The organism is Pseudomonas sp. VI4.1 (assembly GCF_002029345.1).
Taxonomy (GTDB): domain Bacteria; phylum Pseudomonadota; class Gammaproteobacteria; order Pseudomonadales; family Pseudomonadaceae; genus Aquipseudomonas.
This window is the reverse complement of sequence record NZ_MULM01000163.1, coordinates 65248-79888: the sequence shown is the minus strand read 5'-3', so window position 1 is coordinate 79888 and position 14641 is coordinate 65248. Positions and strand designations below refer to the sequence as shown.

The 14641-nt window shown below is 59.0% G+C and carries 14 protein-coding genes; 6 read left to right on the top strand and 8 right to left on the bottom strand.

Annotation, left to right across the window (positions count from 1 at the left end):
* Nucleotides 1-81 precede the first annotated feature (81 nt).
* Nucleotides 82-1611 carry a 2,3-bisphosphoglycerate-independent phosphoglycerate mutase gene (gpmI, locus tag BZ163_RS19355; RefSeq protein WP_128872252.1) on the bottom strand — a complete coding sequence of 510 codons (1530 nt, stop codon included), beginning with the start codon at nucleotides 1609-1611 and terminating at the stop codon, nucleotides 82-84.
* A gap of 155 nt (nucleotides 1612-1766) precedes the next feature.
* Here gpmI and BZ163_RS19350 point away from each other — a divergent pair, with 155 nt between their 5' ends.
* From BZ163_RS19350 to secB, 3 genes are read left to right on the top strand one after another with little or no spacing between them, the layout of a single operon-like run.
* Complete coding sequence (locus BZ163_RS19350; RefSeq protein WP_128872251.1) at nucleotides 1767-2180, top strand: rhodanese-like domain-containing protein; 414 nt, start codon at nucleotides 1767-1769, stop codon at nucleotides 2178-2180.
* A gap of 1 nt (nucleotide 2181) precedes the next feature.
* On the top strand, nucleotides 2182-2436 hold the full coding sequence (gene grxC, locus BZ163_RS19345) for a glutaredoxin 3 (RefSeq protein ID WP_008149430.1): 255 nt from the start codon (nucleotides 2182-2184) through the stop codon (nucleotides 2434-2436).
* A 41-nt stretch (nucleotides 2437-2477) separates the two neighbouring features.
* Complete coding sequence (gene secB, locus BZ163_RS19340) at nucleotides 2478-2969, top strand: protein-export chaperone SecB (protein WP_027922165.1); 492 nt, start codon at nucleotides 2478-2480, stop codon at nucleotides 2967-2969.
* 184 nt (nucleotides 2970-3153) lie between these two features.
* Here secB and BZ163_RS19335 read toward each other — a convergent pair whose 3' ends face one another.
* Nucleotides 3154-3609 carry a tRNA (cytidine(34)-2'-O)-methyltransferase gene (locus tag BZ163_RS19335; RefSeq protein WP_007949025.1) on the bottom strand — a complete coding sequence of 152 codons (456 nt, stop codon included), beginning with the start codon at nucleotides 3607-3609 and terminating at the stop codon, nucleotides 3154-3156.
* Between BZ163_RS19335 and BZ163_RS19330 the strand changes: the two genes are divergently transcribed.
* Nucleotides 3608-4048: a hypothetical protein gene (locus tag BZ163_RS19330; protein ID WP_128872250.1), complete on the top strand. Its 441-nt coding sequence runs from the start codon at nucleotides 3608-3610 to the stop codon at nucleotides 4046-4048. The two genes, BZ163_RS19335 and BZ163_RS19330, sit on opposite strands and share 2 nt — an antisense overlap.
* A 467-nt stretch (nucleotides 4049-4515) precedes the next feature.
* Here BZ163_RS19330 and ntrC read toward each other — a convergent pair whose 3' ends face one another.
* From ntrC to glnA, 5 genes are all read right to left on the bottom strand, one after another.
* The gene (gene ntrC / locus BZ163_RS19325; RefSeq protein WP_128872249.1) at nucleotides 4516-5952 is read right to left on the bottom strand and encodes a nitrogen regulation protein NR(I); all 1437 of its coding nucleotides are present in this window, start codon (nucleotides 5950-5952) and stop codon (nucleotides 4516-4518) included.
* Nucleotides 5949-7034 (bottom strand): nitrogen regulation protein NR(II), encoded by a 1086-nt coding sequence (gene glnL, locus BZ163_RS19320; RefSeq protein WP_128872248.1) that lies wholly within the window; start codon nucleotides 7032-7034, stop codon nucleotides 5949-5951. Before glnL ends, ntrC begins: the two co-directional genes overlap by 4 nt.
* Nucleotides 7035-7264: 230 nt before the next feature.
* On the bottom strand, nucleotides 7265-7885 hold the full coding sequence (locus tag BZ163_RS19315; RefSeq protein WP_128872247.1) for a DUF4124 domain-containing protein: 621 nt from the start codon (nucleotides 7883-7885) through the stop codon (nucleotides 7265-7267).
* A complete protein-coding gene (locus tag BZ163_RS19310; protein WP_128872246.1) occupies nucleotides 7882-8397 on the bottom strand; it encodes a DUF4124 domain-containing protein in 516 nt (171 codons plus the stop codon). Before BZ163_RS19310 ends, BZ163_RS19315 begins: the two co-directional genes overlap by 4 nt.
* A gap of 292 nt (nucleotides 8398-8689) precedes the next feature.
* The gene (glnA, locus tag BZ163_RS19305) at nucleotides 8690-10096 is read right to left on the bottom strand and encodes a glutamate--ammonia ligase (RefSeq protein WP_128872245.1); all 1407 of its coding nucleotides are present in this window, start codon (nucleotides 10094-10096) and stop codon (nucleotides 8690-8692) included.
* A gap of 331 nt (nucleotides 10097-10427) precedes the next feature.
* Between glnA and thiI the strand changes: the two genes are divergently transcribed.
* Both thiI and typA read left to right on the top strand, forming a co-directional pair.
* Nucleotides 10428-11882: a tRNA uracil 4-sulfurtransferase ThiI gene (gene thiI / locus BZ163_RS19295; RefSeq protein WP_128872244.1), complete on the top strand. Its 1455-nt coding sequence runs from the start codon at nucleotides 10428-10430 to the stop codon at nucleotides 11880-11882.
* Nucleotides 11883-12021: 139 nt separating this feature from the next.
* Nucleotides 12022-13842, top strand: coding sequence for a translational GTPase TypA (gene typA / locus BZ163_RS19290; RefSeq protein ID WP_128872243.1), 1821 nt, complete (start codon nucleotides 12022-12024; stop codon nucleotides 13840-13842).
* Between the two features lie 217 nt (nucleotides 13843-14059).
* Here the strand turns inward: typA and BZ163_RS19285 are convergent, their stop codons facing one another.
* Nucleotides 14060-14500: a YkgJ family cysteine cluster protein gene (locus tag BZ163_RS19285; protein ID WP_102136469.1), complete on the bottom strand. Its 441-nt coding sequence runs from the start codon at nucleotides 14498-14500 to the stop codon at nucleotides 14060-14062.
* Between the last annotated feature and the right edge of the window lie 141 nt (nucleotides 14501-14641).

Here is a 14641-nt window from a genome sequence, read left to right as displayed (position 1 = left end):
AGGCAACATTAATGTCGACTGACACACCGCATTCGCGAGCAAGCCCGCTCCCACAGGTTTCGGCGGAGTTTAAAAGATTGATTACACCAGTATCGAAGTACCCGTCATTTCGGCTGGTTTTTCCAGGCCCAGCAACATCAGCATGGTCGGCGCCACGTCTGCCAGCACGCCGCCTTCGCGAACCTTCAGGTCCCGCTTGCCGACATAAATGAACGGCACCGGCTCGGTGGTGTGGGCGGTGTGCGCCTGGCCAGTGGACTCGTCGGCCATTTGCTCGACGTTACCGTGGTCGGCAGTGATCAACGCTTCGCCGCCGACTTTTTCCAGCGCGTCGACGATGCGGCCGACGCACAGGTCCAGGCATTCAACGGCTTTGACGGCCGCGTCGAACACACCGCTGTGGCCAACCATGTCGCCATTGGCGTAGTTGACCACGATCACGTCATAACGCTGGTTGTCGATAGCGTCGACGATGCGGTCGGTGACTTCCGGTGCGCTCATCTCGGGCTGCAAGTCATACGTGGCGACTTTTGGCGACGGGATCAGGATGCGTTCCTCGCCCGGGAACGGTTCTTCACGACCGCCGGAGAAGAAGAAGGTCACGTGGGCGTATTTTTCTGTTTCGGCAATGCGTAGCTGGGTCTTGCCGTTTTTCGCCAGGTAATCGCCCAGCACGTTGTCCAGGCTGCCGGCGGCGAAAGCCGATGGCGCGGGGATGCTGGCGGCGTATTGGGTCAGCATGACGAAGCCGGCCAGTTTTGGCTGGCGCGCACGCTCGAACTCTTTGAAATCGTCTTCGACGAACACGCGGGTCAGTTCGCGGGCGCGGTCGGCACGGAAGTTCATGAACACCACGGCGTCGCCGTCTTCGACCTTGACCGGCTCACCAATGGAGGTGGCCTTGACGAACTCGTCGCTCTCGCCACGTTCGTAGGCAGCTTGCAGGCCTTCCTGGGCCGTGGCGGCATTGAATTCGCCATTGCCGTCGACGATCAGGTTGTAGGCCTGGGACACGCGGTCCCAGCGGTTGTCGCGGTCCATGGCGAAGTAACGGCCGACAATGCTGGCGATCCGGCCTTTGCCGAGGGCCTGGAAGGTCGCGTCGAGCAGTTCGATGGACGACTGGGCGCTTTTCGGTGGCGTGTCGCGACCGTCGAGGAAGGCGTGCAGGTAGATTTTTTCGGCGCCGCGCTTGTAGGCCAGTTCAGCCATGGCAACCAGATGATCCTGGTGGCTGTGAACGCCGCCATCGGACAGCAGGCCCATGAAGTGCACGGCTTTGCCGGCGGCAACGGCTTTATCCACCGCGGCGCAGATGGTCGGGTTCTCGAAGAACTCGCCGTCGCGGATCGATTTGGTCACGCGGGTGAAGTCCTGATACACCACGCGGCCGGCGCCGAGGTTCATGTGGCCGACTTCGGAGTTGCCCATCTGGCCATCCGGCAAGCCTACATCCATGCCGCTGCCCGAAATCAGGCCGTTCGGCACGGTGGCCCACAGGCGGTCCAGCACGGGCTTCTTTGCCGCAAAGATGGCGTTGGATTCAGGGCTCTCACTGTGACCGAAGCCGTCGAGAATAATCAGGACCAAAGGTTTAGGCGTGGTAGTCATGGATTCTACTCTGGCTTAAGTTAAAAAAGAGGGCGATGGAAAAGGGAGTGGCAGTTTAAAGCGAAGTTCCGGCGCCGTCACCGCCGGACGGGGTTTGGCCCACCATAGTGGCTGTGTATACTGGCCGACATTTTAACGCCCTGGAACCTCCTTCGATGGTTGCTCACCTGATTGAATTTGCCACTAACCACTATCTGCTCGTCGGTATCTTCGTCGTACTGCTGGCGTTGCTGATTGCCTATCAGATGCAAGGCGGCGGTCGCAGCCTGAGCACCGGTGAATTGACCGGGCTGGTCAACAAAGACGCAGGCGTGGTGATCGACATTCGTTCGAACAAAGATTTCGCCGCCGGTCACATTGTTGGTGCGTTGAACATTCCCCACGACAAACTGGCTGCTCGCGTCGGCGAGCTGGAAAAACACAAGGCCAAGACCATTATTCTGGTCGACGCCATGGGCCAGACGGCCGGCACGCATGCCCGCGAACTGGTGAAAGCCGGCTTCACTGCCGCCAAGCTGTCCGGCGGTATTTCCAGCTGGAAAGGCGACAACTTGCCGCTGGTGAAGTGACATGAGCAACGTCGTCGTCTATTCCAGCGATTACTGCCCTTACTGCTCGCGAGCCAAGTACCTGCTCGAGAACAAAGGCGTGGCCTTCGAAGAGATCAAGGTCGATGGCAAGCCGCAGGTGCGCGCCGCCATGGCTCAGAAAGCGGGGCGTACCTCCGTGCCGCAGATCTGGATCGGCAGCACTCACGTTGGCGGTTGTGATGATTTGTTTGCCCTTGAACGCGCGGGCAAGCTCGACGCGATGCTCAAGGCCTGAATGCCTTCCCTATAAGACCCCTAGATCAGAAAGGATCTGAGATGACTGACCAACAGAACACTGCAGCTAGCGAAGAAGAAACCGCACCGCAATTCTCCTTGCAGCGCATCTACGTACGTGACTTGTCCTTCGAAGCCCCGAAAAGCCCGGCGATCTTCCGCCAGCAGTGGGAGCCGAGCGTCGGTCTGGATCTGAACACCCGTCAAAAGGCGCTGGAAGGCGATTTCCATGAGGTCGTGCTGACCCTGTCGGTTACCGTGAAGAACGGTGAAAACGGCGAAGTGGCGTTCATCGCTGAAGTGCAGCAGGCCGGGATCTTCCTGATCAAGAACCTGGACGATGCTTCGATGAGCCACACCCTGGGTGCGTTCTGCCCGAACATCCTGTTCCCGTACGCGCGCGAAACCCTGGACAGCCTGGTAACCCGCGGTTCGTTCCCGGCGCTGATGCTGGCTCCGGTGAACTTCGATGCGCTGTATGCACAAGAGCTGCAACGCATGCAGGCGGCTGGCGAGACTCCGACCGTTCAATAAGCGGTCTGAGCTGCATCAAAAAAAGCGCCGTTACAGGCGCTTTTTTCATGGGGTAAACGAAATCGAGTGACCCATGAAGATCTTTGTAGGAGCTGGCTTGCCAGCGAAAGCGGTGTAACTGCCAGCGTAGGTGTTGACTGTTACGGCCTCTTCGCTGGCAAGCCCGCTCCTACAAGGGGTGGTGTTACTTGAATCCGAGCTGGCGCCAGCCTTCGTAGACGGCAACCGCCACGGTGTTCGACAGGTTCAGGCTGCGGCAGCCTTCACGCATCGGCAGTCGCAGGCGTTGTTCGCCGGGCAGGGCATCGAGCACCTCCGCCGGCAGGCCACGGCTTTCCGGGCCGAACAGGAACGCGTCGCCCTCGGCGAAGCTGGCATCGTGGAACGGCCGCGAACCCTTGGTCGTGAAGGCGAACAGCCGTGGATGGCCAAGGCTCTCCAGGCAGCTGGCGAGGTCTGCGTGACGCTGCAGGGTGGCATACTCGTGGTAATCGAGGCCGGCCCGGCGCAGGCGCTTGTCGTCCATCTCGAAGCCCAGCGGCTCGATCAAATGCAGGTGGCAGCCGCTGTTGGCGCACAGCCTGATAACGTTGCCGGTATTCGGCGGAATTTCTGGTTGGAAAAGGATGACGTGAAACATGCACGGCTCCGAAGGTAAAGATGACCGGCATTCTACGCCGCCAGTGGACAAGCGATCGAAACTATTCCCGCGGGTGATGGCGTCGCTGGCGATTGTCGGGGTGATGGTGGGGCTGATGATCGGTCGCCTGACCACTCCGGACCCCAGCGAACTGCAGCAAGTCGAGGTGACGGGTGACGGGCTGGTGGTGTGGTTCAACAATGAACCCAGGAGCCATGGCGAATTCGTCGACGGCAGCCTTGCGCTGTTGTTCGAGGCCGCCGGCAAGGCACGGCAGGGTCAGCTCAAGCTCAACGACAAGCGCGTGAACTGGCGAGTGCGTTCGAGTGATGGGGGGTTGTTGCTGACAGTGGTGGCGGCCCGGCCGCTGCAGGGCGAGTGGGCCGGTAGCGAGGTCGATGACCGCTGGCGGCTGGAGATCCATCTCCGAGAGCAATAAAAGAGGGAATCCCCGGCCTGCCTGTACCAAGGTTCCCAAAACGGGAGGGCTCATCGCCAGTGCGATGTAAGCCCGGTGTAAAGAGGGGAATCCCCGGCCTGCCTGTACCAAGGTCCCCGAAACCGGTGAGTGAATCGAATCACTGAATGGGCTATTGCAGGGGGCGTGCCAGGTTTTAACAAGTTGATACAGAAAGCCGCTTTGAAATGCTGAAAGCCCCGTAATTCGGGGCTTTCGTGTTTTTTCGATCGGGGTTCGATTGCGAAAGCAGGCGGGGTTTCAGATCAGTTGCCGTGCGCGATTGCGGTTCACGGTGCATTGCGGCGGTGCATTCGGGCCCCAAAAGCTTCGCGGGCAAGCCTCGCTCCTACAGGTCCCCGCGCCAATTTTTGAAATGGCGCAAATCCTGTAGAAGCGAGGCTTGCCCGCGAATCGATCTAGAGAGCGAGGAAGATCAAACGGTCTAATTAGCCCTCATCCCCCTCATCATCATCCCCACCATCAACCTTCATCCCCAATTCCTTGATCTTGCGCGTCAGGGTGTTGCGTCCCCAGCCCAGCAGCACGGCGGCATCGCGGCGGCGGCCCGCAGTATGTTTGAGGGCGGTCTCGATCATGATCCGTTCGAAAGCCGGCACAGCGCTGTCGAGCAGATTCGACTGGCCACGGGCCAGTGCCTGGTCAGCCCACTGGCGCAGCGCTTGCTCCCAGTTGGTCACTGGCGCCGAATCCTGCGGCAGGTTCAACAGCTCCGGCGGCAGGTCACTGATGTGCACTTCGCGTCCTGAAGCCATCACCGTGATCCAGCGGCAGGTGTTTTCCAGCTGGCGCACGTTGCCGCCCCACGGCAGGTTCTTCAGGTATTCCTCGGTTTCGCTTTTCAGCAGCTTGGGCTCCACCGCCAGTTCTTGCGCGGCGCGGCTGAGGAAGTGCTTGGCCAGGGTCGGGATGTCTTCGCGACGGTCCGACAGCCGTGGGATATGAATGCGGATCACGTTCAGGCGGTGGAACAAGTCTTCGCGGAATTTCCCTGCGTGCACCAGGGTTTCCAGATTCTGGTGAGTCGCGGCGATGATTCGCACATCGACCTTCACCGGCACATGACCGCCGACGCGGTAAAACTCACCGTCCGCCAGCACCCGCAACAAGCGAGTCTGAGTGTCCGCTGGCATGTCGCCGATTTCATCGAGGAACAGCGTACCGCCGTCAGCTTGTTCAAAACGCCCGCGACGCAGGTTGGCCGCACCGGTGAACGCACCTTTCTCATGGCCGAACAGCTCGGACTCCATCAGGTCTTTCGGGATCGCTGCCATGTTCAGCGCGATGAACGGTGAAGATGCCCGTGGGCTGTGACGGTGCAGGGCGTGGGCCACCAGTTCTTTACCGGTACCGGATTCGCCATTGATCAGCACGGTGATATTGGAATGGCTCAAGCGCCCGATGGCGCGAAACACTTCCTGCATCGCCGGCGCTTCACCGATGATTTCCGGGGTGCGGGTCAGCGCGACCGGGACTTCCAGGCCTTGCTGTTCCTGGGCGTGCTGGTTGGCGCGCTTGACCAGGGAAACCGCTTCGTCGACATCGAACGGCTTGGGCAGGTATTCGAACGCGCCGCCCTGATAGGACGCGACAGCGCTGTCCAGGTCGGAGTGCGCAGTCATGATGATCACTGGCAGCCGTGGGTGTTGTTCGCGAATCCGCGCCAGAAGGTCCAGGCCGCTGGCGCCGGGCATGCGGATGTCGGAGATGATCACATCCGGCTGCTGGCGCGCGAGGCGGCTCATCACGCCATCGGCGCTGTCGAAGCTTTGCGTGGTCATGCCTTCTTGCTGCAGGGCTTTTTCCAGGACCCAACGGATAGAACGGTCGTCATCGACGATCCACACGGTTTCACTACGGCTCATGTCGATGTGGCTCCTTGTTCCAGTGGCAGAAAGATCGAGAAGGTGGTGTGGCCTGGATGGCTGTCACATTCGATCAGGCCCTGGTGCTGGCTGATGATGTTCTGGGTAATGGCCAGGCCCAGCCCGGTACCGTCCGGGCGGCCGCTGACCATGGGAAAGAAGATGGTTTCCTGCAGCTCCGCGGGAATGCCCGGACCGTTGTCGATGATTTCGATCTTGGTCACCAGGCGATGGCGCACGTGGCCAATGGTGAACTGGCGCATGGCGCGGGTGCGCAAACTGATGCGGCCCAGGCGCAGCTCGTTCTGGGTGCTGATGGCCTGCATCGCGTTGCGCACGATGTTCAGCACGGCCTGGATCATTTGTTCGCGGTCGATCAACACGTCGGGAATGCTGGGGTCGTAGTCGCGCACCAAAGTGATGCAGCCCTGGCTTTCAGCCTCGACCAGTTGGCCGACGCGCTCGAGCACTTCATGAATATTGCACATGGCCAGGGACGGCAGTTTGTTGGAGCCGAGCATGCGATCGACCAGGTTTCGCAGGCGGTCGGCTTCTTCGATGATGACGTTGGTGTAGTCCCGCAAGCTTTCTTCCGGCAATTCCCGGGCGAGCAATTGCGCCGCGCCGCGAATCCCGCCCAGCGGATTCTTGATTTCGTGAGCGAGGCCGCGCACCAGCATCTTGCTGGTTTCCTGCTTCGACAGCTGCGCCTCTTCCTTGGTGATCCGCAACAGACGGTCCCGGGGGTGGACTTCCAGCAGCAGCATGGTGGCGCCGTTGGCCAGGATCGGTGTCACCGCGTAATCCACGGTGAGGGTCTGGCCGGTGAGGGCGGTGAGCATCGCTTCACGCTTGGTGAACGGGTGCGCCTGCTCGACCGCCTGGCGCAGGGAATTCAGCGCTTCGGGGGATTCGGTGAACAATTCGCTGATGAACTGCCCATGGCTGCGCTGACCGCTGATGGCCAGGAGCATCTCCGCCGCCGGGTTCATGTACTCAAGACGCAGTTGGGCATCGAGCAGGATGGTGGCGGTGGTCAGGTTGTCGAGTAGCAAACGGTGTAGTGCGTCGCTTATGGTCATCAGGACCTCTTTTGGAGCGGAGCGTGCGCAAGAAACAAGCGTTGGTACAAGGAAAATGCAAAAACCAAACCAAGGCTCCGAAAAGAAGCGTTTGAGGCCTGAAACAGACGTTTGACGCTCGCTTGCGTGGCGTTCTGCCAGCTTTGACGGGTATTTTCGAACCAAAATGGGGTGACGAGTGGGTATGGGGCAGCTTGTCGCCCCAATATAGTGCGCAAAGCTGAGCGAGGTTAGAAGAAAGGCAGGAAGGAATTTTTTTCTTCTTCGGGTTTGTCCTTGAGTGGACATTCCGGTCGTTGGCCGTAGTCAGCGAGCGCACAGGGTTTGACCTGGCGTTTCTGCGCGAGGGATATGCGCAGCATGTGGAATGGCTGATTGGCCGTGCGTTCGACGGTGCGGCCCTGTTCGTCGAGGATCTCCACGGACAGGTGATGACTGCCGCGGTCGACGTTGCTCAGGGGAAAGACCGGGCTGGGGCCGGGTTCGGCAACGGGCGCGCCGTCCAGCAGCAGGCGGAAGCGGTGACCGCGTTGCAAGCCGGGCTCGCTGGTGACGCTGACGATCAGTTCGCCGGCGCTGCTGCGGACAGTGGCGTCGGGCTCCGGGACCAGCACTCGCAGCATGTCGTAGTGCAAAGGTGCCTTGGCTTCGGTCTTTTTACCTGCAGCGACGGGGGTTGCGGCGGTCGGATGGGCTGACATGCGATTACTCGGGGCAATCGGCACTCGCTTGGCGTTGCCTGCGCCTGGCCGGTCGGTGAAGACCCGATTGCCCTGGGCGTCGATGTAGGTGAACACGTCGGCCGCTACGGGCAGGGCGATCCAGCATGCGATCAACAGCCAGCGCCTCACGGCTTATGCACCCGTTGTACGGTGAAGGTCACGCTCGGGCTCTGCTGGACGATATTTTGCCCGTCGATGACCTGCACCGCGAGGCTGTGCAAGCCACGATCAATGTTCACCAGCTGCAGGATCGGCACATTGCTGGGTTGGCCGTAGGGTTGGTCGTCCAGCAACAGCCTGAACAAATGCGGACCTTGCAGGCGTGGCTTGATCAATACGTTGACGGTGAAGGTGCCGTTGTTGGCGCGCAGGGCTTCGGTGGTCGGCAGGCCGGTCAACTCCAGCACCTCGTAGGTACTGCGAGGCTGCTCGCGGCTGGCGGCGTCGGCAGGTGGCGCGGGTGCGCTTGGCGTCAGCGGCTCGACACTGTTGAGCGGCGGCAGCTCGACCGGCTGCGCCTTCACGCCGTCGGGCGGTTGGTTGCTGTAGGCGGTGTTGCCGTTGGCGTCGGTGTACTTATAGATCTGCGCTGCGGCGGGCAGGGCGATCAGCAACAGGATGAATGGAAGACAACGACCCATAAAATCGACCAGAAACGAAAGTGTTGGGGTGCAGCATAGGTCAGGGGTGGTGGTTGACCCAAGTTGTAAGCATTTTGGAATGTATTCATATCTCCCAAAACACTGCAGTTCCCTGTGGGAGCGGGCTTGCCCGCGAAGGCGCCGGCACATCCAACATCAATGTGTCAGATAGTCCGCTTTCGCGGGCAAGCCCGCACAGGGGTTCTTCGTCGATCGTGGAATCGTGGGCATAAAAAAGGCCTCCCGAAGGAGGCCTCTCTTTTGTCACGCCGCGTGTCGCAGCGCTACCGGATCAGCAGCTGTAGTACAGCTCGTATTCCAGTGGGTGTACGAAGGTACGTACCTTGATTTCTTCTTCGCTTTTCAGGGCGATGTAAGCGTCGATGAAGTCGTCGCTGAAAACGCCGCCTTTGGTCAGGAACGCACGACCTTTGTCCAGCTCTTCCAGGGCTTCTTTCAGACTGCCGCAAACTTGTGGGATCTCTTTCGCCTCTTCAGGCGGCAGGTCGTACAGGTTTTTGTCAGCAGCGTCGCCAGGGTGAGTCTTGTTCTGGATGCCGTCCAGGCCGGCCATTACCAGGGCAGCGAAGGCCAGGTACGGGTTGGCTGCCGGATCCGGGAAGCGAGCTTCGATACGGCGAGCGCGAGGGCTGGACACGTAAGGAATACGGATCGAAGCGGAACGGTTGCGAGCCGAGTAGGCCAGCATCACTGGCGCTTCGAAACCTGGGACCAGACGCTTGTAGGAGTTGGTCGACGGGTTGGTGAAGCCGTTCAGGGCCTTACCGTGCTTGATGATGCCGCCGATGAAGTACAGGGCAGTGTCGGACAGGCCGGCATAACCTTCGCCAGCGAAGGTGTTCTTGCCATCTTTGGCGATGGACAGGTGAACGTGCATACCCGAACCGTTATCGCCGTACAGCGGCTTAGGCATGAAGGTCGCGGTGCGGCCGTATGCGTCGGCAACGTTGTGTACGCAGTACTTCAGGGTCTGAACTTCGTCAGCCTTGGCTACCAGGGTGTTGAACTTCACACCGATTTCGTTCTGGCCGGCAGTCGCCACTTCGTGGTGGTGAACTTCGATGACCAGGCCCATTTCTTCCATGGCGTTGCACATGGAGGTACGGATTTCGTGGTCGTGGTCGAATGGCGGAACAGGGAAATAGCCGCCTTTGACGCCTGGACGGTGGCCGCGGTTGCCGCCTTCCACGTCCTGGTCGGACATCCACGAACCTTGTTCGGAGTAGATTTTGAACATGGAGCCGGAGATATCGGACTTGAACTTCACTTCGTCGAAGATGAAGAATTCAGGCTCTGGACCAACGAATACGGTGTCGCCGATACCGGTCGACTTCAGGTATTCCTCGGCACGCTTGGCGATCGCACGTGGGTCACGGTCGTAGCCTTGCATGGTCGAAGGCTCGATCACGTCGCAGACCAGGATCAGGGTCGGCTCTTCGGTGAAAGGGTCGAGAACGGCAGTGCTGTCGTCCGGCATCAGGATCATGTCGGAGGCTTCGATGCCTTTCCAGCCAGCGATGGAGGAACCGTCGAACATTTTGCCTTCTTCGAAGAAAGCGTCATCCAGCGCGTCGCGAGCCGGCATGGTCACGTGGTGCTGAGTGCCTTTGGTGTCCGTGAAGCGCAGATCAATCCACTTGACGTCATGATCTTTGATGAGTTGAACCGACTTCGACATAGTGTCCTCCGGGTGGATTCGGGCTTGGGTAGTGGATGCCCTTGGAATGTGGGTGATGCCGGCGCGAATACTCTGCCAAGGCAACCTGCCTCACAAGGGAGCAAATTGCATGCCAGTGCCCCATCATGGTTTTTTTGCCCCAATATCACGCTTATAAAGGCTTGATCAGTCAGAAAGAACAAATTCACGCCCTGTAATGTGGCGCTCAATTCAATAAATGACCTGTTTTGGTGCGCGACAAACCTTCTGTAGATTAACTGGTTAAACCTTGAGCAATTTCCGCTATAATCCGCGCCCCCCTTTTTCGGCTGGCCCAGCGCGCGCTGTTTTCATGAAACTAATCGTAAAAGTCTTTCCCGAGATCACCATCAAGAGCCGCCCGGTACGGATGCGTTTCATCCGCCAGTTGGCCAAAAACATCCGTACCGTGCTCCGCGACCTGGACCCGGCTGTGGTGGTGAACGGTGTGTGGGACAATCTCGAGCTCGAAACCCGCGTCAGCGAGCCCAAGGCCCTGAAGGAGATGACCGAGCGCCTGAGCTGCATGCCGGGTATCGCGCATTTCCTGCAGGTCGACGAATACCCGTTGGGCGATTTCGACGACATCGTTGCCAAGTGCAAGCAGCACTTCGGCGAGTCGCTGGCCGGGAAAATCTTTTCGGTGCGCTGCAAGCGGGCCGGCAAGCATGAATTCAGCTCGATGGACGTCGAGAAATACGTCGGCAGCCAACTGCGTCGTCAGTGCGGCGCCGCCGGAATTTCGCTGAAAGAGCCGGAAATCGAAGTCCGCATCGAAATTCGCGACAAACGGTTGTTCGTGATCCACAACCAGCACAACAGCATCGGCGGTTATCCGCTGGGTGCCCTGGAACAGACGCTTGTACTGATGTCCGGCGGCTTCGATTCCACCGTTGCCGCCTACCAGATCATGCGCCGTGGGCTGATGAGCCATTTCTGCTTCTTCAATCTGGGCGGGCGTGCCCATGAACTGGGCGTCATGGAGGTCGCGCATTTCATCTGGAAGAAGTACGGAAGCTCCCAACGCGTGTTATTTGTCAGTGTGCCGTTCGAGGAAGTACTGGGAGAAATTCTCGGGAAAGTCGATAACAGTCATATGGGCGTAGTTTTGAAGCGTATGATGTTGCGCGCTGCTTCCCGTATTGCCGATCGGCTGGAAATCGAAGCGCTGGTCACCGGTGAAGCGATTTCCCAGGTGTCGAGCCAGACGCTGCCGAACCTGTCCGTGATCGACTGCGTGACCGACAAGCTGGTCTTGCGTCCGCTGATCGCCAGTCACAAGCAGGACATCATCGACTTGGCTAACGAAATCGGTACCGCCGACTTCGCCAAGCACATGCCGGAATATTGCGGGGTCATCTCGGTGAACCCCAAGACCCACGCCAAGCGTCCACGCGTGGAGTACGAAGAACAGCAGTTCGACATGGCAGTCCTTGAGCGTGCGCTCGAGAACGCCAAGCTGGTGCCGATCGATCGAGTGATCGACGAATTGGGCCAGGATTTGCAGATCGAAGAAGTCAGCGAAGCACTGGCCGGTCAGATCATCATCGACATCCGTCATCCGGATGCCGCTGAAGACGAGCCGATGGAACTCGCTGGCATTGAGGTACAGACGATGCCGTTTTATGCATTGAACGCTCGTTTCAAGGAACTGGACCCTACTCGCCAGTACCTGCTGTATTGCGACAAAGGCGTGATGAGTCGCCTGCATGCCCACCATTTGCTCAGTGAGGGGCATGCCAATGTGCGCGTTTATCGACCGAGCTAAGAGCCCGGGGCTGTATGCCTGTGGCCTGCGTCACCGGCCCCCCGACTCTGCCGTCAAGCTGTAACGGCAAGGCCTGACTCTACTGTAAATCGCTGCCAAGACTTGTCAGCACACCGAATCCTCTGATCGAGATACACAAGTGATCGAAAATCTACGCAACATCGCCATCATTGCTCACGTTGACCATGGTAAAACCACCCTGGTAGACAAACTCTTGCGTCAATCCGGCACCCTGGAGCGCAACGAGCTCAACGACGAGCGCGTGATGGACTCCAACGACCAGGAGAAAGAGCGCGGTATTACCATTCTGGCGAAAAACACCGCCATCAACTGGAACGGCTACCACATCAACATCGTGGACACCCCGGGCCACGCCGACTTCGGCGGCGAAGTTGAACGCGTTATGTCGATGGTCGACTCCGTTCTGCTGCTGGTTGACGCTCAAGACGGCCCTATGCCGCAAACCCGTTTCGTGACCAAGAAGGCTTTCGAAGCCGGCCTGCGTCCAATCGTGGTGATCAACAAGGTTGACCGTCCAGGCGCGCGTCCGGACTGGGTTCTGGACCAGATCTTCGACCTGTTCGACAACCTCGGTGCTACCGAAGAACAGCTGGACTTCAAAGTCGTCTACGCCTCGGCCCTGAACGGCATTGCCGGTCTGGAACACACCGACATGGCTGAAGACATGACCCCGCTGTACCAGTCGATCGTCGACAACGTACCGGCGCCGAAAGTTGACCGTGACGGTCCGTTCCAGATGCAAATCTCGGCACTGGACTACAACAGCTTCCTGGGCATCATCGGCGTTGGCCGTATCGCTCGTGGTCGCGTCAAGCCGAACACCCAGGTTGTAGCGATCGATGCCGACGGCAAGCGCCGTAACGGTCGTATCCTGAAGCTGATGGGTCACCACGGCCTGCACCGTGTAGACGTTGACGAAGCAGCTGCCGGCGACATCGTCTGCATCAGCGGCTTCGATTCGCTGTTCATCTCCGACACTCTGTGCGACCCACTGAACGTCGAAGCGATGAAGCCGCTGACCGTTGACGAACCAACCGTTTCGATGACCTTCCAGGTTAACGACTCGCCGTTCTGCGGCCGTGAAGGCAAGTTCGTCACCAGCCGTAACATCAAAGAGCGTCTGGACAAGGAACTGCTCTACAACGTTGCCCTGCGCGTTGAAGAAGGCGACACCGCCGACAAGTTCAAAGTGTCTGGCCGTGGCGAGCTGCACTTGTCCGTACTGATCGAAACCATGCGTCGCGAAGGCTTCGAAATGGGTGTTGGTCGTCCGGAAGTGATCATCCGCATGGTTGACGGCGTCAAGCACGAACCGTACGAAAACGTGACCATCGACCTGCCGGAAGAATCGCAAGGTTCGATCATGGAACAGATCGGTATCCGTAAAGGCGACCTGACCAACATGGTTCCGGATGGCAAGGGCCGTGTGCGCCTTGAGTACAACATCCCGGCACGTGGCCTGATCGGTTTCCGTAACGAGTTCCTGACTCTGACTTCGGGCGCTGGCATCCTGACCTCGATCTTCGACCGTTACGACGTGATGAAGTCCGGCGACATGTCCGGCCGTCAGAACGGCGTGCTGGTATCGGTAGCTACCGGTAAGGCGCTGACTTACTCGCTGGAAACCCTGCAAGCTCGCGGCAAACTGTTCCTGGGTCACGGCGAGGACGTGTACGAAGGTCAAATCGTCGGCATCAACAGCCGCGACAACGACTTGGGCGTCAACCCAACCAAAGGCAAGAAGCTCGACAACATGCGTGCTTCGGGTAAAGACGAAACCATCGCTCTGGTTCCGCCTATCCGCTTCACCCTGGAGCAGGCTCTGGAATTCGTTCAAGAAGACGAATTGTGCGAAGTCACTCCTAAGTCCATCCGTCTTCGCAAGAAGATCCTGGGCGAAAGCGAGCGTACCCGCGCTGCCAAGAAAAGCAGCAACTGAGTTTCGACTTAGTTAGCAGCTAAAAAAACGCCCCCGGATCGCGAGATCCAGGGGCGTTTTTTTTATGTCTGGGGTTTGTGTGGTGTTTGTTCTGGCCCCTTCGCTGCAAGCCAGCTCCTGCAGGGGTGGTGTTGGACCCAGATTCTGTGAACACCACCAATCCCTGCGGGAGCGGGCTTGCCAGCGAAGGGGCCCGCTCAGGCAGCGAGATTCCGGATCAGAATTTCTCGAGGGTCCGACGGCTCTCGCTGGTCTCACGCGCCACTTCTTTGGGCTTGTACGCGCAATACCCCGGCCGCGGCCCGATTTTCGGGTGATTACGGCAAGTATCCGGGCGCTTTTCATAAATAGTGCACAGACGGCTCTTACGATCCAGGTACAGGCAATCGTTGTTGCTCATGCGCTGGAGGGTGAAGATCTCGGACTTCTGGTTGTAGCGCTCGACGATCCCTTCCTTCTGCAAGCGCTTGGCGATGTTCTTCGCTGGCTCGCCGCGCTCGAATTCGTCGACAATACCGATACGGATCAGATCCTTGATCTTGACCTCGACCGGCAGCGTGCAGCAACTGGACACGCAGGAACCGCACATCGGCGCAGAGTACTTGGCCCAGGTATCGAGGCGATCGATCTCCGCGGCGGCGATCAGGTTGGACTTCATCATCGATTGTTACCAGCGTGTGCATCAGGGCGCGCGATCATACCGGGACTGGTGGATTTTTGAACAACCTTTCGCCAGTTTTTTTCATGAATTGTCCAATGAGCGCTGTATTCCGGCACGGGCCCTGCATTCTTTCCGGTG